At 73.2% G+C, this 21,885-nt stretch carries 19 protein-coding genes, 2 tRNA genes and 1 other RNA gene; 18 read left to right on the top strand and 4 right to left on the bottom strand.

The window, feature by feature from the left end; translation table 11 throughout:
- Window positions 1-5: 5 nt before the first annotated feature.
- The 13 genes from ANAE109_RS19320 to ANAE109_RS19265 all read left to right on the top strand — a co-directional run bounded on the left by ANAE109_RS19320 (window position 6) and on the right by ANAE109_RS19265 (window position 9,812).
- Complete coding sequence (locus ANAE109_RS19320; RefSeq protein WP_012098571.1) at window positions 6-1,508, top strand: hypothetical protein; 1,503 nt, start codon at window positions 6-8, stop codon at window positions 1,506-1,508.
- A 42-nt stretch (window positions 1,509-1,550) separates the two neighbouring features.
- Complete coding sequence (gene tadA / locus ANAE109_RS19315) at window positions 1,551-2,021, top strand: tRNA adenosine(34) deaminase TadA (RefSeq protein WP_041448521.1); 471 nt, start codon at window positions 1,551-1,553, stop codon at window positions 2,019-2,021.
- Window positions 2,022-2,065: 44 nt separating this feature from the next.
- Window positions 2,066-2,153: transfer RNA gene (locus ANAE109_RS19310), tRNA-Ser, on the top strand.
- A gap of 68 nt (window positions 2,154-2,221) precedes the next feature.
- Window positions 2,222-2,311, top strand: a tRNA-Ser gene (locus ANAE109_RS19305).
- A gap of 68 nt (window positions 2,312-2,379) precedes the next feature.
- Window positions 2,380-2,473: signal recognition particle sRNA small type (gene ffs, locus ANAE109_RS23865), an RNA gene on the top strand.
- Between the two features lie 26 nt (window positions 2,474-2,499).
- Window positions 2,500-4,320 (top strand): DNA polymerase III subunit gamma/tau, encoded by a 1,821-nt coding sequence (gene dnaX / locus ANAE109_RS19300; RefSeq protein WP_012098569.1) that lies wholly within the window; start codon window positions 2,500-2,502, stop codon window positions 4,318-4,320.
- A 23-nt stretch (window positions 4,321-4,343) separates the two neighbouring features.
- Window positions 4,344-4,655 carry a YbaB/EbfC family nucleoid-associated protein gene (locus ANAE109_RS19295; RefSeq protein WP_012098568.1) on the top strand — a complete coding sequence of 104 codons (312 nt, stop codon included), beginning with the start codon at window positions 4,344-4,346 and terminating at the stop codon, window positions 4,653-4,655.
- A gap of 3 nt (window positions 4,656-4,658) precedes the next feature.
- On the top strand, window positions 4,659-5,255 hold the full coding sequence (recR, locus tag ANAE109_RS19290; RefSeq protein WP_012098567.1) for a recombination mediator RecR: 597 nt from the start codon (window positions 4,659-4,661) through the stop codon (window positions 5,253-5,255).
- 164 nt (window positions 5,256-5,419) lie between these two features.
- Window positions 5,420-5,899: a roadblock/LC7 domain-containing protein gene (locus ANAE109_RS19285; protein WP_012098566.1), complete on the top strand. Its 480-nt coding sequence runs from the start codon at window positions 5,420-5,422 to the stop codon at window positions 5,897-5,899.
- Window positions 5,900-5,901: 2 nt separating this feature from the next.
- On the top strand, window positions 5,902-6,489 hold the full coding sequence (locus ANAE109_RS19280; protein ID WP_012098565.1) for an ATP/GTP-binding protein: 588 nt from the start codon (window positions 5,902-5,904) through the stop codon (window positions 6,487-6,489).
- A 31-nt stretch (window positions 6,490-6,520) separates the two neighbouring features.
- Window positions 6,521-7,126 carry a hypothetical protein gene (locus ANAE109_RS19275; protein ID WP_012098564.1) on the top strand — a complete coding sequence of 202 codons (606 nt, stop codon included), beginning with the start codon at window positions 6,521-6,523 and terminating at the stop codon, window positions 7,124-7,126.
- A gap of 299 nt (window positions 7,127-7,425) precedes the next feature.
- Window positions 7,426-8,976, top strand: a complete 1,551-nt coding sequence (locus ANAE109_RS19270; RefSeq protein ID WP_012098563.1) for a tetratricopeptide repeat protein — start codon at window positions 7,426-7,428, stop codon at window positions 8,974-8,976.
- Window positions 8,977-9,098: 122 nt separating this feature from the next.
- Window positions 9,099-9,812 carry a uracil-DNA glycosylase gene (locus ANAE109_RS19265; RefSeq protein ID WP_049768643.1) on the top strand — a complete coding sequence of 238 codons (714 nt, stop codon included), beginning with the start codon at window positions 9,099-9,101 and terminating at the stop codon, window positions 9,810-9,812.
- 15 nt (window positions 9,813-9,827) lie between these two features.
- Here the strand turns inward: ANAE109_RS19265 and ANAE109_RS19260 are convergent, their stop codons facing one another.
- Both ANAE109_RS19260 and ANAE109_RS19255 read right to left on the bottom strand, forming a co-directional pair.
- Window positions 9,828-10,658 carry an NAD(P)H-binding protein gene (locus ANAE109_RS19260; RefSeq protein WP_012098561.1) on the bottom strand — a complete coding sequence of 277 codons (831 nt, stop codon included), beginning with the start codon at window positions 10,656-10,658 and terminating at the stop codon, window positions 9,828-9,830.
- Window positions 10,655-11,203 (bottom strand): dihydrofolate reductase family protein, encoded by a 549-nt coding sequence (locus tag ANAE109_RS19255; protein ID WP_012098560.1) that lies wholly within the window; start codon window positions 11,201-11,203, stop codon window positions 10,655-10,657. The genes ANAE109_RS19260 and ANAE109_RS19255 overlap by 4 nt, the downstream gene beginning before the upstream one ends.
- Window positions 11,204-11,266: 63 nt before the next feature.
- On the opposite strand from ANAE109_RS19255, the gene ANAE109_RS19250 reads away from it, so the two are divergent.
- The 4 genes from ANAE109_RS19250 to ANAE109_RS19235 all read left to right on the top strand — a co-directional run bounded on the left by ANAE109_RS19250 (window position 11,267) and on the right by ANAE109_RS19235 (window position 17,369).
- The gene (locus tag ANAE109_RS19250; protein WP_012098559.1) at window positions 11,267-12,250 is read left to right on the top strand and encodes a YafY family protein; all 984 of its coding nucleotides are present in this window, start codon (window positions 11,267-11,269) and stop codon (window positions 12,248-12,250) included.
- A 189-nt stretch (window positions 12,251-12,439) separates the two neighbouring features.
- Entirely contained in the window at window positions 12,440-13,960 is a 1,521-nt protein-coding gene (locus ANAE109_RS19245; RefSeq protein ID WP_012098558.1) for a YifB family Mg chelatase-like AAA ATPase, read from the top strand.
- Window positions 13,961-14,020: 60 nt separating this feature from the next.
- Window positions 14,021-15,043: a recombinase RecA gene (gene recA / locus ANAE109_RS19240; protein WP_012098557.1), complete on the top strand. Its 1,023-nt coding sequence runs from the start codon at window positions 14,021-14,023 to the stop codon at window positions 15,041-15,043.
- 508 nt (window positions 15,044-15,551) lie between these two features.
- Complete coding sequence (locus tag ANAE109_RS19235; protein ID WP_012098556.1) at window positions 15,552-17,369, top strand: MopE-related protein; 1,818 nt, start codon at window positions 15,552-15,554, stop codon at window positions 17,367-17,369.
- Between the two features lie 282 nt (window positions 17,370-17,651).
- Here the strand turns inward: ANAE109_RS19235 and ANAE109_RS19230 are convergent, their stop codons facing one another.
- The gene (locus ANAE109_RS19230; protein ID WP_041448520.1) at window positions 17,652-20,774 is read right to left on the bottom strand and encodes a PD40 domain-containing protein; all 3,123 of its coding nucleotides are present in this window, start codon (window positions 20,772-20,774) and stop codon (window positions 17,652-17,654) included.
- 112 nt (window positions 20,775-20,886) lie between these two features.
- Window positions 20,887-21,375 (bottom strand): hypothetical protein, encoded by a 489-nt coding sequence (locus tag ANAE109_RS19225; protein ID WP_012098554.1) that lies wholly within the window; start codon window positions 21,373-21,375, stop codon window positions 20,887-20,889.
- 64 nt (window positions 21,376-21,439) lie between these two features.
- Here ANAE109_RS19225 and ANAE109_RS19220 point away from each other — a divergent pair, with 64 nt between their 5' ends.
- Window positions 21,440-21,883 (top strand): hypothetical protein, encoded by a 444-nt coding sequence (locus ANAE109_RS19220; protein WP_041448519.1) that lies wholly within the window; start codon window positions 21,440-21,442, stop codon window positions 21,881-21,883.
- Window positions 21,884-21,885: the final 2 nt, after the last annotated feature.

The following is a 21,885-nucleotide window of genomic DNA, read 5'->3' as shown; positions in this document are numbered from 1 at the left end:
CATCCATGTACCGCCGTCTCCTCGCCGCGCTCGCCCCGCTCCTCGTCGCAGCCTGCCAGCTCGCGCCCGAGGGCCGCTGCGAGCGCGACGGCGACTGCCTCGCGGGGCAGCACTGCTCGGCCAGCATCTGCGTCTCCAACCTGGACACGGGCGACATCGGCGCGTCCTGCGCCGCCGACGCCGACTGCGACGCCTGGTCGGCCTGTGACGCAGGGCGATGCGTCCTCGCCACCGGCGCGTGCACCGCGAGCCTCGACTGTCCGTCGTGGGCGACCTGTGCCGATCACGCGTGCGTCCCGCTCGCCGGCCGGTGCGGTACCAGCGCGGATTGCCCCACCGGGAGCGGCTGCGATGCGCGGGTGAACCGGTGCCTCCCGTCGTGCGCGAGCTCCGCGGACTGCGCCGCGTGGCAGGAGTGCGGAGCCGCGAACGTCTGCGTCCCCTCGCCGGGCCACTGCGACGACGCCGGCGGCTGTCACCGCACCCAGACCTGTTGCCTCCAGGCGCGGAACTGTGCCGGCGAGGACCACGCCTGCGTCGATCCCGCGCTCCCGCCGCTGGTTCCGGGGAGCGTCGTCCTGTGGGGCACGCTCGAGGCGGGCAGGCCGGGCCGGAGCGCGATCGCCCGGCTCGAGCCGAGGAAGCCGCTCGATCCGCCGAGCTTCCCCTACGTGGGCTTCGGCGCGAGCGCTTACGGTCTGCGCGCCTTCATCACCGGCTCCGGCGAGCTGCTCTACACCCAGCACGAGTCCGAGTCCGGGGACCGCCAGCGCATCCGCGTCTCGCGGCAGGACAGCTTCGCCTGGGACGCGAGCCTCTCGTGGTGGCGCTACCCGGAGGCCACCGCCGCGAACGATCCCGAGGTCCCGACCCCGGCGTGTGACGGCGCGGTCGCCCTGACGAGCTGGGTCGTCCAGCGCGGCACGGGGGACGTCCTCTACGCGTGCGGCGGCTCGACGTACTTCGACGTCACCGGCGCGCTGCGGCTCAGCGGCTACGAGCTTCACGCCTGGCAGGCCGACGGCAGCATGCTCGTGACGAGGACCGACGCGACGGGGACCGCCTGGCTCGCCCTAGACCCCTCCGGCAACGAGGCCCCGCTGACCGGGTTCGCGCTCGCGTCCGGCGAGACGGTCGTGGCGGTGCGGACGAGCGTCATGGGCTTCCGGCTCGTGGTGCGGGATGCCGCGGGGGCGCTGTCGCTGTGGGAGGTGTCGGGGCTCTATCCGGCCATCGGGCTCGGCGAGTACCCGCCCGTCGCCGGGTACACCCCCCTCCAGCTCGCGCTGGCCGAGGACGGCGCCCTCCACCTGCTCGCCACCAAGGACGGGCCTTCCGGGGGCGAGGTCGTGCTGCGCCTGACGCTCCCCACGGCGACCCCTCCCTCCGAGAAGAGCGTCGTGTACGACGAGGCGAGGGCGCCCGGGATCCTGTGGTGGACCACGGATCCCTCGATCTTCTTCGTGTTCGCCGACCCGGCTACGTCCCGGCTCGTCACCGGCCCCTGAACGAGCCGCGCCCGCCCCGGCCGCGCGTTAGGCTCCACCGCCGTGACCCACGAGGAAGCCATGCAGGAGGCGCTCGCCCTCGCCCGCGGCGCGGCGGAGCGCGGCGAGGTGCCGGTCGGCGCGGTGGCGGTGTTCGAGGGGCGCGTCGTCGGCCGGGGCGCCAACGCCCGGGAGGCGGCGCACGATCCAACTGCCCACGCCGAGCTCCTCGCCATCCAGGACGCGGCCCGCGCCCTCGGGCGCTGGCGGCTGACCGGGGTGACGGTCTACGTGACGCTCGAGCCCTGCGCCATGTGCGCCGGGGCGATGGTCCTCGCCCGGATCGACCGCCTCGTCTACGCCGCCAGCGATCCCAAGGCCGGCGCGGTCGGCTCGCTCGTGGACCTCTCGACCGATCCCCGGCTGAACCACCGCTTCCCCGTGGACAAGGGGCTCCTGGCGGAGGAGGCGGGCGATCTCCTGCGCGCCTTCTTCCGCGCCCGGCGCTCGAACGGAAACGGGCAGACCGCGTAGGTTGCCGCTTGGCACGCGCCCGGAGATCGGTTACATCCGCCGGCGGAGAGCTGGCCGAGCTGGTCGAAGGCGCCTGACTCGAAATCAGGTGTACCGGCAACGGTACCGGGGGTTCGAATCCCTCGCTCTCCGTTCTCTTTTCTCCGGGGCAGGCTCCCCGGCAAGCCATAGGGGGAGCCGATCGCTCCCCCAGTAGTCCGGGAGAGGTGACCGAGCGGCTGAAGGTGCACGACTGGAAATCGTGTGTACCGGGAACGGTACCGTGGGTTCAAATCCCACCCTCTCCGCCAGCGCTGCAGCCCCCTTCTCGTTACATGAAGGGGCCGCATCCGGCGGCCGAAGGCCGGCTGAGCCGGCCCAGAATCCTCGGGCGACGTGGGGGTTGCCAAACCCCGCCAGGCCCGGAAGGGAGCAACGGTAGGTGGTCCTCCGTGCGCCCGGGGATTGTGGGCCGGCTCGTTTGTTTCGTGGCGGTCGAATGAACTACCTCGTCCTCGCCCGCAAGTACCGCCCGCAGCAGTTCGGGGAGATGTCCGGCCAGCAGCACGTGGTCCGGACCCTCTCGAACGCGCTGAAGACGGGTCAGCTCGCCCACGCCTTCCTGTTCACCGGGCCGCGCGGCGTCGGCAAGACGACGACCGCCCGGCTGGTCGCGAAGGCCCTCAACTGCGAGAAGGGGCCGACCGCCGAACCCTGCGGCGCCTGCACGCCGTGCGTCGAGATCGCCGAGGGGCGCGCGGTCGACGTGGTGGAGATCGACGCCGCCTCGAACAACGGCGTCGACAACGTGCGCGACATCGTCGAGGCCGTGAAGTACCGGCCCGCCCGCGACCGCTACAAGGTCTTCGTGGTGGACGAGGTCCACATGCTCTCCACGGGCGCGTTCAACGCGCTCCTGAAGACGCTCGAGGAGCCGCCCGAGCACGTGAAGTTCGTGCTCGCCACGACCGACGTCCACAAGGTCCCCGAGACCATCCTCTCGCGCTGCCAGCGCTTCGACTTCCGCCGGCTCACGCTCCAGCAGATCGCGGATCAGCTCGCCAAGGTCGCCGAGGCGGAGGGGATGCGGCTCGCGCCCGGCGCGCTCGCCCTGGTGGCGCGGCAGGCGGAGGGCGGGATGCGCGACGCGCTCTCGCTCCTCGACCAGGTCCGGGCGGCCGCCGGCGACGCGCCGGACGAGGCGGCGGTGGCGGAGGCGCTCGGCGCCGTGGACGCCGCCGCGATCTCCCGGATCTGCGGGGCGCTCGTGCACCGCGAGGGCGGGGCGCTCCTCGCGGAGCTCGAGGCCCTCCACGCCCGCGGGCTGGAGATGAAGCGCGTCGCCGAGGAGATCGTGCGCCACCTGCGGAACGTGGTGGTCGCGAGGCTCGTCCCCGCCACGCCCCTCGATCTCCCGGACGGCGAGCTCGCCGAGGTCCGCGCGCAGGCGGCCGCGGCCGACCCGGCGCAGCTCACGCGGCTGTTCGACCTCGCCCAGCGCGCGGTCGTGCAGGTGAAGCTCTCGGAGCAGCCGCGCTACGCGCTCGAGGTGGCGCTGCTCGAGGGGGTGTTCCTCGCGCCGGGCGCGCAGGTCTCGGAGCTCGTCGCGCGGCTCGAGGCGCTCGCCCGCGGGGCGCCGCTTCCGCCGCGGTCCGCGCCGCCGTCCCCGCCCCCGCCCTCCGCGGTCCCCGCCCCCGGTGGACAGACGGGCGCGGGTGGCGCCGCGGCGCGCACGGGCCTCGCGAGCTCCGGTACCCCGGGGTGCGCCGAGGGCTCCGAGCCAGCCGGCTGGCGGCCGCTGCCGGCCTCGACCGGATCGCCCGCGGCCGGGCATCCCGAGCGTAGCTCCGACGCGTCAGCGGCGGAGCCAAGTCGAGGGGCCCCGACCGCATACGGCTCCGACGCGGAGCGCTGGCGCGCCGCGGTGGACGAGGTGGAGAAGGTCAGCCCGGCGGGCGCGCCGATGCTGAAGCAGGCGGTGCTGCGCGGCATCCGCGACGGCGAGATCGACCTCGTCATGCCGACCGACTTCCTCGCGAGGAGCGTCGAGCGGCGGCGGTCCGAGCTCGAGCCGGTCCTCACGCAGTTCCTGGGCCGCCCGGTGCGCCTCGCGATATCGGTGGGAGCGCCCCCCGCCGCCGAGGCGCAGTCGCCGGACGCGACCACCCCGACCCCGGTCCCCGCGTCCATCGCGGCGACCGAGGCCGCCGAGCGCCAGGCGCGGAGCGCTCGCGTGCGGGAGGCGGCCCGAAACCACCCCAACATCCGCGAGGCCGTGCGGATCCTCGACGGCGGCGTCGACAAGATCGAGGAGCTTTGAGGAGCCCTGCTCCGGGAGAGACGATGGACATCCAGTACCTCATGCGTCAGGCCAAGAAGCTCGAGAAGGCGATGGCCGACGCGAAGGAGCAGCTCGCCGAGCTCTCGGTCGAGGCCGAGAGCGGCGGCGGGCTGGTGAAGGTCACCATGAACGGGAAGTGCGAGGTGACCCGCCTCCTCGTGGATCCCAAGGCCGTGGACCCGGCGGACAAGGCCATGCTCGAGGACCTCGTCACCGCCGCCGTCAACGCGGCGGTCGAGAAGGCGCGCGCCGCGGCCGACGAGCACATGGCGAGGGCGACCGGCGGCATCAAGATCCCGGGGGTCGCCGGCTAGCCCATGGCGGTCGCGGATCCCATCGCTCGGCTCGTGAAGGAGCTCGCGAAGCTGCCCGGCATCGGCGAGAAGACCGCCCAGCGGCTCGCGTTCCACATCCTCAAGGCGGGCCCCGGCTACGCGGGCGAGCTCGCGGGCGCGATCGCCGGCGTGGTCCGCGACGTGCGCCTCTGCTCGGAGTGCCAGACCCTCACCGACAAGGACCCGTGCGCCGTGTGTGCGGACCCGCGCCGCGACTCGCGGATCATCTGCGTCGTCGAGGGGGTCCCGGATCTCCTCGCCGTCGAGCGCACCCACGAGTTCCGCGGCCGGTACCACGTGCTCCACGGCGCGCTCTCGCCGCTCGACGGCATCGGACCGTCCGAGCTCAAGATCCGCGAGCTGCTCCTGCGCCTGGAGCGCGAGCCCGCCGAGGAGATCGTCGTCGCCACGAACCCGGACGTCGAGGGCGAGGCGACCGCGCTCTACCTCACCAAGCTGCTGAAGCCGCTCGGCGTGAAGGTCACGCGCATCGCCCAGGGAATTCCCATGGGCGGTGATCTCGAATACGCTGATCAGGTCACGCTGGCGCGCGCACTGGCAGGACGCCGAGAGCTCTGAGCGGCGTCGCTCGGCTCGCGGGCTCGTCGGGGCCGCTCGGGGTGGGCCTGTCGAACCGTGCGACAGTCGGCTACACCGCCCGCGGCGCGTGGCCGCCGGATTGAAAGGGGCGGGTTTCCCTGGTATTCCGCCATGGACTCGGACCCTTGCGGAGCCCCGCGCGCATGAATTCCGGCTTGGTGATGTACGAGGAGGAGTTCCGGCTCATCGCCGGGATCTGCGATCGGCTCACCCGCGACGCGAACGCGAAGGTCGTCTTCCTCGTCGACAAGAACGGCCAGCTCATCTCCTCCAGCGGCCACGCTCAGAACCTCGACACGACCTCGCTCGCCTCGCTCACGGCCGGCAACGTCGCGGCGATGGGCGGCCTCGCGAAGCTCATCGGCGAGAAGGAGTTCCCGAACCAGTTCCACGAGGGGGAGCGCGAGTCGCTCCACATGAGCATCGTGGGGGGGCGGGTGGTCCTGGTCGTCATCTTCGACGCGAAGAGCTCCCTCGGCCTGGTGCGGCTGCGGGTGAAGAAGGCGGGCGAGGAGCTCGCGAAGGTCTTCGACGGCCTCGCGAAGCGGCAGACCGCGCCGGGCGCCGCGAGCCCGTTCGCCGAGATCACCGACGACGACATCGACAACCTCTTCAGCGAGTGATCATGAGCTTCATCAACTACAGCTCGCGCGAGATCAACTGCAAGATCGTCTATTACGGCCCGGGCCTGTGCGGGAAGACGACGAACCTCCAGTACGTCTACGCGAAGACGAACCCCGACGCGAAGGGCAAGATGATCTCCCTCGCGACGGAGACGGAGCGCACGCTCTTCTTCGACTTCCTGCCGCTGTCGCTCGGCGAGATCCGCGGCTTCAAGACCCGCTTCCACCTCTACACGGTGCCGGGCCAGGTCTTCTACGACGCCTCCCGCAAGCTCATCCTGAAGGGCGTGGACGGCGTGGTCTTCGTCGCGGACTCGCAGATCGAGCGCATGGAGGCGAACCTCGAGTCCGTCGAGAACCTGCGCGTGAACCTCGGCGAGCAGGGCTACGACCTCGACAAGATCCCGTACGTGGTCCAGTACAACAAGCGCGACCTGCCGAACGTGGCGACGGTGGAGGAGCTCCGCCGCCTCATCAACCCGCGCGGCGTCCCCGAGTACCAGGCCGTCGCCCCCACCGGCGTGGGCGTGTTCGACACCCTGAAGGCGGTGGCGAAGCTCGTCCTGACGGAGCTGAAGAAGGGGGGGTAGGCGCAGGGCGCGGCCGGGGGAGGGGAGCGTCGTGCGAGTCCGCTGCCTCATCGCCCTCGGCGCCGCCGCGCTCCCCGCGCTCGCGGGGTCGCAGCCCGCGCCGGCGACCCCCATCCGTTCGCTCGAGGAGCGCGTGTCGCGGCTCCGGGGCAAGCTCGCCCCGGCGAACGCACGCCTCCGCGATCTCCACGAGAAGCTGGGCGCCGAGCTCGCCGAGGGCACGCGCGCCGTGCTCCTCCACCGCGACGAGCTCGGAGTCCCCTACGAGCTCGAGTCGGCCAGCTTCACCATCGACGGCGTCGGGCGTGAGGGCCCCCCGCCGACGGCGAGGGCTGCGCGCGGGAGCGCGGAGGTCGTGCTCGAGCGCCGCCTGGACGCCGGACCGCACCGCGCCTCGGCGGAGCTGGTGTACCGCGTCCGGGAGGGCGCGGACGCGCCGCCACGGAGGCTCGAGGTCCGCTCCTCCCACGCCTTCGAGGCGGAGCCCGGGGCGACGACCCGCCTCACGCTCGTCACGCACGAGCGCGCTGGGCCGGAGGTGGAGGAGGTGCGCGCCGCGGTCCGCTTCGAGGTGGAGGTCGTCTCCGAGGCAGCCGCCGAGGGCGCTGCCGCCGGCGCGCCGGCCGCTCGCCCGTGACGCACGGTGCACTCCGGCAGGCTCACGCTGGGTCCTGCGCGGGGGCGTACCGGCCGGGGGGGCCGTCCCGCCGGACGTCGTCGCGATGGTAGGTGCCGCAAGGGCCTGGACGCGGAAAACGAACGGGCCGGCGCGCCCGGAGCGCGGTATGTTACGCCGCCTCCGCACGGCAGGCGTGCGCGCGCCGGCGGGCGTCCGGAGCGCCCGCCCTGCAGCCCGTGCGTCGCCCGCGGGAGGGCGCGTGCGACGGGCGAGCCCGGAGCGGCATCGGACAAACGGAAGACGGAGAGGTGCACGACATGACATCGAAGACTCGGATCTCGGTCGTCCTGCTCGCCCTCACCGCGGCCTGTGCAACGGGCGGCGGCGGGAAGGGGCCCAGCGAGCGGTTCTACCAGGCGACCTACAAGCTCCCCGCCCCCAGCCAGCTCGAGGACGCCGAGCGCGGGAAGATCAAGGACGCGGGGACGCACTACGATCGCGGCCTCGTGGCGCAGCAGTCCGGCAACATCGACCAGGCGCGCGCCGAGTGGGCCACTGCCGCCCAGGGCTACGCCGACTTCGCCGATCAGTTCCAGTCGTCCGAGTGGCGCCTCCCGATCCGCTTCCGCGCCGCCGAGCTCTACATGCAGGCGCAGCAGTTCGAGCGCGCCGCGGAGCAGGCCCAGAAGGTGGTGGCCGATCCCCAGTCGGACGCCTCGTCGAAGGCCGTCGGCTCGCGGCTCGCCGCCGGCGCGTGGCTCAACGTCGCGAACCAGAAGGTGAAGGCGAGCCAGCTCGAGCCGATCCGGCTCGCGAACGCCGACCAGCGCCGAGGGCAGCCCCTGCAGCCGCGCGTCCCGCCGGGAGAGTGGAAGCGCTTCGTCGACTCCGCGGACGTGTACCTCCAGAACCTCGAGGCGGACCCGGAGACGAAGAAGCCGGCCGCCGAGCGCCGCGGCGGCCTGCCGCCCGCGCAGCTCGCGCTCATCGCCGCCGAGGTCGAGTACGCGTTCGACAACATGGAGGACGCCCGCCGCCGCTTCGCGGACATCCTGAGCCGCTGGCCGGAAGAGGGGGAGGTGCTGGAGAGCGCGGTGCCGCTCTACCTCCAGACCTTCCTGTTCGCGAACGACGACCAGGGCTACCAGGCCGAGGTCGCCCGCATCCGCGAGCAGGTGCAGGCCCAGGCGCAGAAGGCGACGGACCCGAAGCAGAAGGAGAGCTACGACAAGGTCCTCGAGGCGCTCTCCCGCGCCGAGGCGGGTACCCACTTCGCGGCCGCCCAGAAGCTGCTCGACGAGGGCAAGCCCGCCGAGGCCGCCCAGGCCTTCGAGAAGCTCGCGGCCGATCCGCGCGGCGGCGACGCGGCGAACGCGCTCCACAACGCCGCGGTGGCCTGGGACAAGGCCGGCAAGGCGGATCGCGCCGCCGAGATCCGCGAGCGGATCCTGAAGGAGCACGCGGACAGCAAGGTCGCGGGGAACAACATGCTGCTCCTCGCCGTCAACAAGTCGAAGAAGAACGACCACTCGGGGGCGGCCAAGCTGTACGACGACTTCATCGCGAGGTACCCGGACTCGCCGAACCGGTGCGTGGCCCTCCAGAACGTCGCCTCCGAGCTCGACCTCGCGAAGAAGGCGGCGCCGGCCGCGGAGCGGTACGTCACCTTCGGCAAGGACGAGAAGTGCGCGAGCGCCGACCCGAACGTCGCCGCCCGCGCGCTGTACCGGGCCGGCCGCCTCTACGAGGACGCGAAGCAGAAGGCGAAGGCCAAGGAGGCCTACGCCGCGGCGATCGCGCTCCCGGGGGTGACCGACACGGTCGCGAAGAGCCAGCTCGACGACGCCAAGCGCCGGATGAAGAAGTAGAGGCGCCGCCACCTCGCGGCGGAGTCGCCGGTCCTCGCGCGCCCGCGTCCCCTCGCTCCGAGGGGCGCGGGCGCGCTGCTTTCTCGGGCGCGCCGCGAGCTCCAGCGCCAGGACGGATACTGGTGAGCCCACCCGGTACGCCGCCGCGCGCGCTCGTCACCCTCGCTGCCGAGATCGGCGCCTGCCGCGCCTGCCCGCGGCTCGTCGCCTGGCGCGAGCGGGTCGCCCGCGAGAAGCGCCGCGCCTACCGGGACGAGGAGTACTGGGGACGCGGGGTGCCCGGCTTCGGCGATCCGGCCGCGCGGATCGTGCTCCTCGGGCTCGCGCCCGGAGCGCACGGCGCGAACCGCACCGGGCGCATGTTCACCGGCGATGGCTCGGGCGACTTCCTCTACGCGGCGCTGCACCGCGCCGGGCTCGCCTCCCAGCCGCTCGCGCGCGGCGTGGACGACGGCCTCGTCCTGACGGGCGCCTTCGTGACGAACGCTTGCCGCTGCGCTCCGCCCGACAACCGGCCCGCGCCCGAGGAGCTCGCGCGCTGCGCGCCGTTCCTGGATCGCGAGCTCGCGGCGCTGCGGCCGGAGGTGATCGTGGCGCTGGGCGCGATCGCCTGGGACGCCGCCCTCGCCCACCTCGCGCGCGGCGGAGCGGCGGTGCCGCGGCCGCGCCCGCGCTTCCGCCACGGGGCCGAGCTCCGGCTCGAGGGCGCGCCGCTCCTCCTCGGCAGCTACCACCCGTCACGCCAGAACACCCAGACCGGACGGCTGACGCCGGCGATGCTCGACGCCGTCCTCGCGCGGGCGTCGGCCCTCGCGGGCCGAGGGGGGCGGCGCTGAGCGACCGGGCGGCACCTACCGGCCCGCGCGCCACGCGCCACCCGCGGCGGCCTCCTCGGCCCAGCGCCGGAACGGTCGCGCCGACGACCCCGTGACCCGCTCGACGGTGTCGTCGACGCGGGCGTCTCCCTGCGCGCGCAGCGCCTCGAACGCCGCGACCTCCCGGAGGACCTGCGCGCGCGGCAGCCCGAGCCCGGTCATCACGCGGAGGTAGTCATCGGCGGTGCCGAGGTGCCGTACGGTCCGCCCGGACGCGCGCGAGACGATCGCGAGCGCCTCGGCGAACGAGAGCGCCTCGGGGCCGCTCACCCCGTACGTGCGCCCGTCGTGGCCGTCCTCGACGAGCGCGTGCGCCGCGACGGCGGCGACGTCCTCCGCGTCGACGAACGCCTGGCGCGCGTCGCCGACCGGGATCGCGACCTCCCCGGCGAGCACCGCGTCGCGCAGGACACCCTCGTCGAAGTTCTGGTCGAACCAGTCCGCGCGCACGATCGTCCACTCCGCGCCGGCGCTCCGGACCGCCGCCTCGGCCGCGAGCAGCCGATCGTCGGCCATCGCCTCGATCGCCCGGCTCGAGAGCAGCACGAGGCGGCCGACGCCGCGCGCGACCGCGGCCCGCAGGAACGCGGGCTCGACGGCGACCCCGTCCGGCGCCATCACGAACGCGCGGGTGCATCCGGCCGTCGCGGCCTCCCAGGTGGACGCGTCGCTCCAGTCGAACCGGACGGCGCCGGCCCGGGACGCCGCGGCGACCGCCACGCCGCGGTCGCGGAGCCGCGACGCGACGCGCCGGCCGACCGTGCCGGTCGCGCCCAGCACGAGGACCCGCTCGCTGGCCCCCGTCATGGCGCCTCCGCCCTCGGGAACGCGTACCGCAGCTCGACGAACCCCTTCCCGAACTGCTTCACGCCCGCGAGCACGAGCGGCGTCCGCACCGACGCCGGCAGGAGCGGCGCGCCGGCGCCCAGGAACACCGGCGCGACGCCCAGGTGCAGCTCGTCGAGCAGCCCGTGCGCGAGGAACTGCGCAGCGAGCTCGCCGCCCCCGATCATCCACACGTTGCGCCCGCGCGCCGCCTTCACCATCGACGCGTGGACGGCGCGGACGTCCTCGCTGGTGAAGCGCACGTCGGCGCCAGGCGGCGCCGGCCGCTCGCGGTGCGTGAACACCCACGCCGGCAGCCCCGCGTACGGCCACGCGCCACCCTGCTCGAGGATGAAGTCGTAGGTCCGCGCGCCCATCACGAGCGCCCCGACCTCCGACATGAACCGCTCGTGGTGCGCCTTCACGCCCTCCGCGTCGTCGAACTGGAAGAGCCAGTCGAGCCGCCCGTCCGCGTCCGCGATGTAGCCGTCGAGGCTCGCCGCCACGTAGTACTGGGTCCTGGTCATGGTCGGGAGCCTGCGCCCCCATCCCTGACAGCTCCTGTCAGGGACCCGAGAGAGGATCCTGCGATGAAGTCGAGCCGCCTGCTCGCCCTCCTGCTGCTCCTCCAGCGTCGCCGCCGGGCGACGGCGTCGCAGCTCGCCGAGGAGCTGGAGGTCTGCGTCCGCACGCTCTACCGGGACGTCGCGGCCCTCGCGGCCGCCGGCGTCCCGCTCTGGACGGAGCCGGGACCCCAGGGCGGCATCCGGCTGATGGACGGCTGGCGCACGCGCCTCGACGGGCTGACCGTGGCCGAGACGACCGCGCTGCTGCTGTCGGGGGCGCCGAGCGCCCTCTCGGACCTGGGGCTCGCGGCCGTGGCGGCGAACGCGCGCGCCAAGGTCGACGCGACGCTGCCCGAGGCGCTGCGGGCGCGCGCCGCGGCGCTGCGCGACCGATTCCACCTCGACGCGCCGGGATGGTTCACGCGGACCGAGCCGATCGAGGCGCTGGCCACGGTGGCGGAGGCGGTCTGGGAGGGGCGGCGGCTCGACCTGCGCTACGGGGAGGACGGCGCGCGGCGCCGCGTCGATCCGCTCGGCCTCGTGCTCAAGGCCGGGACGTGGTACCTCGTCGCGCGCCACCGCGTGGACCTGCGCACCTACCGCGTCGGCCGCATCTCCGGCGCGGTCTTGCTGGACGCGCGCTTCGAGCGGCCCGCCGGGTTCGAGCTCGCCGCCTGGTGGGGCCGGGCGTCGGCGGAGTTCGACCGCTCGCTGCTGCGCTACCCGTGCACGATCCGGCTGTCGCCCGCGGCGTTCCGGCTCCTCCCCAAGGCCGTCCCCTCGGAGGCGATCCGCGACATGCTCGCCGCGGCGGAGGCGCCGGACGACGAGGGATGGCGCACGGTCGCGCTGCGACTCGAGGGCGAGGAGATCGCGGCGCACCAGCTCACCGCGCTGGGCGCCGGGGTCGAGGTGGTGGCGCCGCAGGCGCTCCGGGCGCGGCTGCACGCCGTGGGGCGCGCGATGGCCGAGCGGAACGCGACGGCTCCGGGCGCGGCGGGGGCGTGAGCTGGTCGCGCGGTCGGGCGGTGGCGCGCCTCCGCGGCGTGGGGACGCGACACCGCCGTGCGGCCTCGCGAAGTGGTCCGCGCCACGTACTCCCGTTCGCCGCGCGACCGCGGCGGCGGACCAAAGTCGTGTCTTTCCGTGGCCCCGTGTGTTCGCGCGCGCGGCACGCGGCCTGCTGAACGTCCGTGCGTGCTCGTCCGCATCCGCTCCGGCGCCGTCCTCGGCGTGCAGGCGATCCCCGTCGACGTGGAGGTCGAGTCCACCGTCGGGATGCCCGGCTTCCACCTCGTGGGGCTCGCGACGGGCGCGGTGCAGGAGGCGAAGGTCCGGGTCGCCGCGGCGGTGCGGAACCTGGGGGTGACGCTGCCGCAGAAGCGCATCACCGTGAACCTCGCGCCGGCCGATCTGCGCAAGGACGGAACCGGCTTCGATCTGCCCATGGCGATCGGGGTGCTGGCCGCCGCCGAGGAGATCCCCGCCGAGGCGGTGGCGCAGGTGCACTTCGTCGGCGAGCTCGCGCTCTCCGGCGAGCTCAAGGCGGGGCGCGGCGTGCTGCCGCTCGCGATCGAGGCGCGCCGGGCGGCGGCGCGCGCCATCGTGGTGCCCGAGGCGAACGCGCTCGAGGCGTCGATCGTCGAGGGCGTGAGGGTCCTCTCCGCCCGGCACCTGGGCGACGTGGTCGCGTGGGCGCGAGGCGCGGCTTCGCTCCGGCCACCGCTCGGGATCGCGCCGCCGCCTCCGGAGGGGGTGCCCATCGATCTCGCGGACGTCACCGGCCAGGAGAACGCGAAGCGGGCGCTGGAGATCGCCGCGGCGGGCGCGCACAACCTCCTCTTCTTCGGTCCTCCCGGCAGCGGCAAGACGATGCTCGCGCGCCGGCTGCCGACGCTGCTCCCGCCCCTCGCGTTCGAGGAGGCGCTCGAGGCCACCGTGGTGCACAGCGTGGCCGGGCTGACGCGCCACCGCGGGCTCCTCACCACCCGGCCCTTCCGCGCCCCGCACCACTCCATCTCCGACGCCGGGCTCGTCGGCGGGACCAGCGTCCCGCGCCCGGGCGAGGTCTCGCTCGCGCACCACGGCGTGCTGTTCCTGGACGAGCTGCCCGAGTTCCGGCGCCACGTGCTGGAGGCGCTGCGGCAGCCGCTGGAGGACGGCGAGGTCACCATCGCGCGGGCCGGCCGGAGCGTCACCTACCCCGCCGAGGTCACGCTCGTGGCCGCGATGAATCCCTGCCCGTGCGGCTACCACGGCGACCGGCGCCGGCGCTGCCGCTGCACCGCTCACGAGCTGCTCGCCTACCGGCGGCGCATCTCCGGGCCGCTGCTCGATCGCATCGACCTGCACGTGGACGTGCCGTCGCTGGCGGCGCCCCTGCTCGGCGAGCCCCCCTCGGCCGCCGCGACGAGCGCGGAGGTGCGGGCGCGCGTGGAGCGCGCGCGGGAGGTGCAGCGCGCGCGCGCGGGCGGGCGCGGCTCGGGCGTGAACGCCCGGCTGCGGGGCGGCACGCTGCGCAAGGTCGCCACGCCCGACGAGGGCGGGCGGCGGATCCTCCAGGGCGCCGTCGAGAAGCTGGGGCTCTCCGCGCGGGCGCACGACAAGGTGCTGCGCGTCGCGCGGACCATCGCGGACCTCGAGGGCTCGGACGCGGTGCGCGCGCTGCACGTCGCGGAGGCGGTGCAGTACCGCGGCCTCGACCGGCCGATCTTCTGAAGACCTGCGCCGCGCGGGCGGCGCGCTGCGGCCCCGCAGCGGCGGGGCGAGGAGGACGACGTGACGAAGCTGAGCGACAAGGTGAAGGCCCTCGGGCAGGCGCTGGCCGGCATCGAGAAGCAGTTCGGGAAGGGGAGCATCATGCGGCTCGGCGACGGCGCCGAGCCCGCGCCGGTGGCGGTCGTGCCCACCGGCTCCCTCGGGCTCGACCTCGCGCTCGGGGTCGGGGGCCTCCCGCGCGGGCGCGTCGTGGAGATCTACGGGCCGGAGTCCTCGGGCAAGACGACGCTCGCGCTCCACGCCATCGCCGAGGTGCAGCGGCAGGGCGGCGTGGCGGCGTTCATCGACGCCGAGCACGCGCTCGACGTGACCTACGCGCGCCGCCTGGGGGTGAGCCTCGCGGAGCTGCTCGTCTCGCAGCCCGACACGGGCGAGCAGGCCCTGGAGATCGCCGAGCAGCTCGTCCGCTCCGGCGCCATCGACCTCATCGTGGTGGACTCGGTCGCGGCGCTCGTGCCCAAGGCGGAGATCGAGGGCGAGATGGGCGACGCGCACATGGGCGTGCAGGCGCGGCTCATGAGCCAGGCGCTCCGCAAGCTCACCGCCGTGGTCTCGCGAAACCAGTCGCTCGTGGTGTTCATCAACCAGATCCGGATGAAGATCGGCGTGGTGTTCGGGAACCCCGAGACCACCACCGGGGGTCACGCCCTCAAGTTCTACGCGTCGGTCCGGCTCGACATCCGCCGCATCGGCCAGGTGAAGGACGGGGACCAGGTGGTCGGCAGCCGCACGCGCGTGAAGGTGGTGAAGAACAAGGTGGCGCCGCCGTTCCGGGAAGCGGAGTTCGACGTCCGCTACGGCACGGGCGTCGACCGGCACGGCGAGGCGCTCGACCTCGGGGTGGAGCGCGGCGCCGTCGAGAAGTCCGGCGCGTACTTCGCCCTCGACGGCGAGCGCATCGGGCAGGGGCGCGAGCGGGCAATCGAGTGGCTCCGCGCGAACCCGGAGGCCTACGAGCGGCTCGCGGCGCGGGTGCGCGGGAGCGTGAGCGCGCCGGCGCCGGTGATCGCGGCTGCGGGGTGATGGGTCCGGCCGACCCGCGGAAAATCGCCGCAGCTTCGGAATTCTGAGTGTGGACGCGTCGGTGCGTACCAGCCACACCGGCGGCGGAACGGTTACGTCATCGCACGCCTCGGAAGGGATCGAGGCGCTTCGAGCATGCAGCGTTCCGAGATCGAAGCGCTGCGCGCGCAGCGCAGCGCCGGGACCGCCGGAGCGGGGGCAGGCGCCGATTTCCGCGGGGTCTCGCGCGACCCGCGTGCACCGCCGCTCGAGTCGCATCGGTTGAGCGACGCCGGCGCGGTGTTCACACGACTGTTAACGCGTTAACTCCAGTGTTAACAGGACCTTGCCGCTCCGTGTCCCGTGTTCATGGGGCGCGCGAGTTGCACCTGGCCGGACGCTCTCACGGGCTCGCTCCTGCGCGGATCCACTCTCCGCACCGGACGCCGGCGCTTCGCCGGCGGCGGTCGAGGTGTGCGCAGCGGATGCCCGGTGGCGTGAACCCGAAGGAAGCCGAGGAGGCCTGGCGATGAAGCGAAAGGGGTTCTGGCTCGCAGGGATGTTCTTGTTGGTGGGCGGCATCGGCTGCGGCCAAGGCCTGGAGGACGAGCTCGCGACTGAAGAGTCCGCTGCGGCCGCGGACCGCACGCCGGGGTGGTGCGCGAAGCGGAGCGACGTGGACGGCGACGGTCACGCGAGCATCGACTGCGGCGGAGCGGATTGCGACGATCGCGATGCTCTCGTGAACCCGGGCGCGGCCGAGGTCTGTGGAAACGCGATCGACGAGGACTGCGACGGGAACGCCGCCGCCTGCGAGCCGCCGGGCACGTGCACCCCGACGGCAGAGGTCTGCGGGGACGGCGTCGACCAGGACTGCGACGGCAGCGATCTGGCTTGTCCTCCCGGCGCGTGCGCGGACCACACCTGCCTCACGTACACGGGGCCCGGCATGTGCGTCTCGTGCCACGCCGCGCAGGCGAAGGCGATGTTCGGCTCGCAGCACTATCAGTGGAAAGGCCAGAGCCCGGCGAACGTGAACGGCGTCTCGCCGCAGGGGAAGCTGAACGGCGTGAACAGCTACTGCATCGCGGTCGAGCAGGGGAACTGGGGGCAGTGCAACGCCTGCCACGTCGGGCGCGGCCCGAAGCCCTCCGCGATCCTGTCCGACGCCCAGCTGCAGAACATCGACTGCCTCCTCTGCCACCAGGATCAGTACCGGCGCAAGAAGGACGCCGCGACCGGCGAGCTCGTGCCCGACCCGGCCGCCATGTCGATCTCGATGGACCAGGCGGTGCGCACGGTGAAGCGGACGCCCTCCCGCGCGGCCTGCCTCCAGTGCCACGCCAAGGCGGGCGGCGGCGACGCCTACAAGCGGGGCGACCTCGCCCTCGCCCACGGGACGACCGGTGACCGGAGCTTCGACGTCCACATGGCGACGGCGGGCGGGAACCTCGCCTGCACCGCCTGCCACAAGACGGAGAGCCACCGGATCGCGGGGGCGGGCGCGGATCTGCGGGCGAGCGACTCGACGACGAAGATCGCCTGCACCGATTGCCACGCGAGCAAGGCCACGTCGACCGGCCACACCGTCACGGTGGCCGTGAACAAGCACGTGGGCCGCGTCGCGTGCCAGACCTGCCACATCCCGAGGTATGCGCGGAACGCCTCGGACACCCTCGCGACGGAGGCGACGGAGACGCACCGCGCGTGGCGCACGCCCGAGCTCGTCGCCGGCATCTTCCATCCGGGCGTGACGCTCGCGAACGATCTCGTCCCGCGCTACACGTTCTGGAACGGGCAGCAGGACACGATGCTCCTCGGAGACGCCGCGACGCGGGACCCCGCGACGGGCGGCTACCCCACCTCGCGCCCGGTGGGCGGCATCGGCGATCCGGCGGGCACGAAGCTCTTCCCGTTCAAGTACAAGACGGCTGAGCAGCCGCTCGCGGCCGGCATCCTCACGCCGATCGACATGGCGAGCTATCGGGCGACCGGCGACGCGCTCGCGGCGGCCACGCAGGGCGTCGCGAACATGGGCCTCGACCCGAGCGCGCCCGTCACGTGGGTCACGACCGACACGATGCAGCTCCTCAACCACGAGGTGGCGCCCAAGGCGCAGGCGCTCGGCGCGACCTGCACCGCGTGCCATGGCGCGGGCGCCACGCAGATGAACCTTCGGTCTCTCGGGTACGTGCTCAAGGCGGCGAAGTCCACCGTCTGCTCCCAGTGTCACTCGGAGAAGAGCTACTCCGGCTGGCAGAACGTGCACGACCGGCACGTCATGGAGAAGGGCTACGACTGCAAGTGGTGCCACGCCTTCTCGCGTCCGGAGCGCGGGCTCCGCTAAACCATGGTTCGTGATTCGCGGTCCCCTTCGGTGTCGCGAATCACGCCATGGTTTAGCCATGTTCTGACGGGGGCTGCGCCCCCGCCCCGCCGAGCGAAGCTCGTCGGGGCCCCACCCCTGCTACGCGGGGCCCGGGCGCGCTTCGCCCCTCGCATGGCTCGGGGCTCTCGCGCCGTCCCGCGGGCGGCTTCGCCGGGCTGTTTACGAATCACGCTCGGTCGTTTAGGCGAGGAACCGTCGACCCCCGGCCGGCGAGGAGCCGGCCGGGGCCTCGACGCTCCGTCAGAAGAAGAAGTAGCGCAGCGTGACGTTCGTCACCCAGCGCGTGTCCGACCTCAGCGCGGGGGTCTCGAGGCCGCCGATGTCGAACGGGTGGCCGAAGTGGACGCGCAGGAGCAGCGGCCCGAACAGCACGTTCACGCCGAGCACGCCGGTGAGGGTGCGGGAGTCCCAGGCGCCGAGATCGGTCCGGTTGACCGCCGTGGCGGCGCTCTCGAAGCGGTTGAACACGCCGCCGAAGTCGAGCGCGGCGACGCCCTCGAGGTAGTCGAAGATGAGCAGGCGGATGAGCGGATCGAGCGGGAACTGCAGCTCCGCGTTCATCACGTAGTAGTGCTGGCCGATGAGGTAGTCGATGTCGAGCGGGTAGAAGCCGCGCAGGTTGTCCGCGGAGGTGAGCCAGTAGCTCTTCTCCCACACCTGGCTCTCCTCGTTCGGCGAGAAGGTCGTGCCGATCGCGGTGCGCAGCCCGAAGTTGGAGCGGCCGAGGAGCTGCCAGTACTTCTGGGCGTCGGCCCGGAAGAAGCCGTGGACGGCGCTGCGGCTGGGCAGGTACCCGCCGCCGAGCTCGAGCATGAGCGACCCCCCCGCCACCGGGCCCGTCGCCATGTCGTAGCGGATCGTGTCGTAGCCGAAGCGCAGGGTGGGCGAGACCTGGAAGTTCACGCCCCCGTTCGCGTCCTTCCACCCGGCCGTGTCACCGTACGGCCCGCCCTGGATCTGGATCCCCTCGCAGACCAGCGTCACGGCGCCCGTGAAGTCGGTGAGGCAGTAGCGCTGGACCCCGCCCAGGGTGAGCTCCGCCTCGACGCGCCGGAAGCGGTCGAGCGGGTAGCGCAGCGCGCCGACCACGCCGAAGTCACGCTGGTAGTAGGCGAGGTTCGGGTCGAGGCGGTCGAGGTTCTGCTGCACGAAGTGGAAGCCGCCGAGGATCCAGGCGAGCCGCTGCGCGCGGTTCTCGAACAGCGCGAGCCCCTGGGTGTAGTCGAACGACCCGTACACCGAGAGGTCCACGTAGAGGATGTTGTCGCGCAGCATGTCCGAGAAGAGCACCGCCGCGCGCCCCGCCACCGAGCTGCCCGCCCCGCCCCCGTAGACGAACCCCGCCTCGGGCTTCCAGTTGCGGATGGAGAGCGACTCGTAGTCCTTCACGTCATCGGGCCAGGCGGCCTCCGGGATGGCGAGGACGTCGCCCGCGGGCGGCGCGACCGCGACGCCGGGCTGCTCGAGCCAGGCGACCTTGGGCACCTCGACGAGCTTGAAGAACCCGCCGTAGAAGGTGCTCGCGAACACGCCGCGTCCCTTGGGCGACGGGCCCGGGCTCGTGAGCCCCGTGGTGAAGTCGGTGATCCGCTGGATCGAGCCGTCCTTCAGCCGGTACAGGTCGGGCTTGCCGGCGACGTCCGAGCTGAACAGGACCGAGCCGTCCTCCTGAGGGAACGGGCCGCGGTCGGTGCTCGGGCCGGTGGTGAGACGCGTCCGCGCGCCCGAGCTGGGGTCGAGGCGGAAGAGGTTCATCCGGCCGTGGTCGGTCGCGTCGGAGGAGCAGTAGATGCCGTCCGCGCCCCAGGCCACGTCCTTCTCGACGTAGAAGTCGTTCGTGAGGCGCTTCGCCTCCCCGCCCTTGACGGAGACCACGTAGACGTCCGACTGGCCGTCGGTGGAGACGCCGGCGAAGGCGATCTGCGAGCCGTCGGGCGAGAAGGCCGGGTCGGCGATCTGGATGAACGGCGCGCCGCTCGGGGCACGCACGTCGAGCTTCCTGCGCCGGCCGAGCTCGATGCGTGGCGGCCGCCCCTCCTTCACGCGGTGCCGGAAGCGCTGCACGTGCAGCCGGTCGCCGATCCCGTCCTGCGCCGAGAAGGCGAGGATCCCGTGGCCGAGGCCGATGACGCCGTACTCGATGGGGTGGAGCGACTCGAAGCCGGGGGCGCTGTCGGAGACGATCTCGATGGCGCTCCGCGGGTTCCGCACGTCCATGAGGTAGAGCCGCGCGCGGCCCTTCCGGCGGTCGATGCCGCGGAACAGCAGCACGTTGCCGTCGGCGGAGGAGACGAAGTCCTCGGGCTCCGCGGGAAGCCGGCGGACCTCGCGGAGCTGGGAGAGATCGTGCTTCGCCTCGAGGTACTGCGGGTAGTAGCGGCGCTTCAGCCACGCGCGCCAGCGCGCGTCCACCTGCTCGATGGGCTCGTTCAGCACGCGCCGCACGAGGCCGCCGAAGTTCCGCGTGGTGCCGCCGGAGGAGCCGCCGCCGCCGAACCCCGTCCCGCCGTCGCCGAGGAGGTACGCGTTCTCGAGGAAGGCCTGGATCTTCTCCCGGCCGTACTGGTCGGCGATGAACGCGATGCGCGCCTGGCCGAGCTTGTACGTCGGGATGTACCCGCGGATGCGGTCCTCCCCGAACGGCAGCACGTCGTAGCCCCTGCGCGGATCGGGGTTCCAGACGAGGTCGCGGAGGTAGAGGTCCGTCTCCACGTCGATCCCGCCCTTCGTGTAGTACTCGGCGATCCCCTCGATGAACCAGAGCGGGAGGAACGCGATGGGCGAGGTCATCTCCTCGGCGCCGGCGGCCTCGAGCAGCTTCTGGATGGTGAACTGGTGCACCATCTCGTGCGTCGAGACCTCGGTGAAGCGCGCGTGATCGCCGAAGTAGGGGACCGACATCTTGAGGTCCTCGGGCGAGGTGACGCCCAGGACCGACTCGGTGACGGCGAAGACGTTCTGCGTCTGGAACTCGCGCTGCGTCGCGTAGAGGATGTACGGGATGCGCTTCGTCGGGTTGTAGTGGAACTGATCGACGAGCCGCGCGTAGGCGCTCTGGATCGCCGGCAGGGCCCGCTCCGCCTGGGCGCGCTCGTTCCGGTAGTAGTAGAGCCGGATGCCGCCGGGTCCGCCCCCGGGCGACGGGACGTCGATGAACTGCCAGTCGAAGTCGAACCAGGCCACCTGGTTCTGGCCGGGGCGCTCGGGCAGGATGTACGTCTGCTCGAGCTCCGCGCGGGACGGTGGCTTCTCCGCCGGCACCCGCTCCATCGCGTGCATCGCCTCGCCGACGGACGGCCCTGGTCCCAGCTGCGCGCCCGCCGCGAGCGGCAGCGTGAGGGCGAGGAGCGCGAGGACTCTCATTCGATGAACACTACGTAGGAGGGGTCCTCCGGGCGAGCAACCGAAAGGAGCCCAGCCAGGGCTCTTCCGCGGCGTGCCCCCGCGCGCCCTGGGTCGCCCGCGGCGGGCTGGGTCAGCCGCGCTCGGCGCGGATGGGCCAGCGGACACCACCGATGCTGATGGCATAGCGTCCCGTCCCTCGGGGGTCCTCGTCGACGGCGAACCCGAACGCGAGCTGCCCGGCGCGGGTGAAGCGCGCGCGCTCGCCGCCGGCCTTCACGCGGCAGCGGAACACCCCGTCCGCGCCGAGCGAGAGGGTGGCGGGATCGAGCCGCTCGCGCGTGCCGTCGGAGAGCAGCAGCTCCGGCGCGTCCCCGGGCGCACCCTCGACGATGCCCCGCACCGTGTACGGGGTCTCTCCCACCTCGACGTACGCGGACTCGCGCCCCACTCGCACGAGCCACCTGCCGTCGGGTGCGCGCGCGAGCGAGCGCCAGAGGACCTGCAGCGTGCGCGCGTGGGTGATGGGCTCGCCGAGGTGCAGGAAGCGGCCCTCCTCGTCGATGGAGAGCCCGCTCCGGGATCGCAGGAGCTCGAGCGCGGCGTCGTCGGGCGTCGTCACCGGCGCATCATAGGTCCGGCGGCCCTCGTTGCGGAGCCGACGGGCGGGTGGTAACGAACCGCCCGTGACTGGGAAGACCGAGCCGGTGGTGCGGATCCGCTGTGAGGCCGAGGACGAGGCGCGCTGCCGCGCGGCCCTGGCGCGGGCGGGGCTCGAAGCGGAGCGCTCGCTCACGTGGCTCGTCGTCCGGGACGCCTCTCCGGACGCGGTGAACGAGGCCCTCGCCGCGGGCGGCGCCGAGCCGCGCGTCGCCGTGCGGCAGCGGATCGGCCAGCTCATCGGCTGGCTCCTCGATCGCGAGGGAAAGCTGGAGGGTCGGGCCGTCAACGTGCAGGCGCTGGTCCGGCGCGTCCTCGAGGACGGCGGGCTCACCGGGCGCTACCGGCCGAAGCCGCTCGACGCGCTGCTCGGGAGCGCGGCGGTCCTATACGGCGAGCTGGTCGAGAGCGCCGCGGGTTTCGTGTCGTGGGATCGCTTCGTCGCGCTCTTCTGCGACGAGGCGGGGTAGGC

The organism is Anaeromyxobacter sp. Fw109-5 (genome assembly GCF_000017505.1).
Lineage (GTDB): Bacteria > Myxococcota > Myxococcia > Myxococcales > Anaeromyxobacteraceae > Anaeromyxobacter.
This window is presented reverse-complemented; position numbering and strand designations above follow the sequence as displayed.

Bases quoted from the DNA above. Each gene is read 5' to 3' on its own strand.
- ANAE109_RS19320 (WP_012098571.1), top strand. From the start codon at position 6: ATGTACCGCCGTCTCCTCGCCGCGCTCGCCCCGCTCCTCGTCGCAGCC.
- ANAE109_RS19270 (WP_012098563.1), top strand. From the start codon at position 7,426: ATGACATCGAAGACTCGGATCTCGGTCGTCCTGCTCGCCCTCACCGCG.
- ANAE109_RS19250 (WP_012098559.1), top strand. From the start codon at position 11,267: ATGAAGTCGAGCCGCCTGCTCGCCCTCCTGCTGCTCCTCCAGCGTCGC.
- ANAE109_RS19255 (WP_012098560.1), bottom strand. From the start codon at position 11,203: ATGACCAGGACCCAGTACTACGTGGCGGCGAGCCTCGACGGCTACATC.
- ANAE109_RS19230 (WP_041448520.1), bottom strand. From the start codon at position 20,774: ATGAGAGTCCTCGCGCTCCTCGCCCTCACGCTGCCGCTCGCGGCGGGC.
- ANAE109_RS19295 (WP_012098568.1), top strand. From the start codon at position 4,344: ATGGACATCCAGTACCTCATGCGTCAGGCCAAGAAGCTCGAGAAGGCG.
- recR (WP_012098567.1), top strand. From the start codon at position 4,659: ATGGCGGTCGCGGATCCCATCGCTCGGCTCGTGAAGGAGCTCGCGAAG.
- ANAE109_RS19285 (WP_012098566.1), top strand. From the start codon at position 5,420: ATGAATTCCGGCTTGGTGATGTACGAGGAGGAGTTCCGGCTCATCGCC.
- dnaX (WP_012098569.1), top strand. From the start codon at position 2,500: ATGAACTACCTCGTCCTCGCCCGCAAGTACCGCCCGCAGCAGTTCGGG.
- ANAE109_RS19280 (WP_012098565.1), top strand. From the start codon at position 5,902: ATGAGCTTCATCAACTACAGCTCGCGCGAGATCAACTGCAAGATCGTC.
- ANAE109_RS19235 (WP_012098556.1), top strand. From the start codon at position 15,552: ATGAAGCGAAAGGGGTTCTGGCTCGCAGGGATGTTCTTGTTGGTGGGC.
- ANAE109_RS19260 (WP_012098561.1), bottom strand. From the start codon at position 10,658: ATGACGGGGGCCAGCGAGCGGGTCCTCGTGCTGGGCGCGACCGGCACG.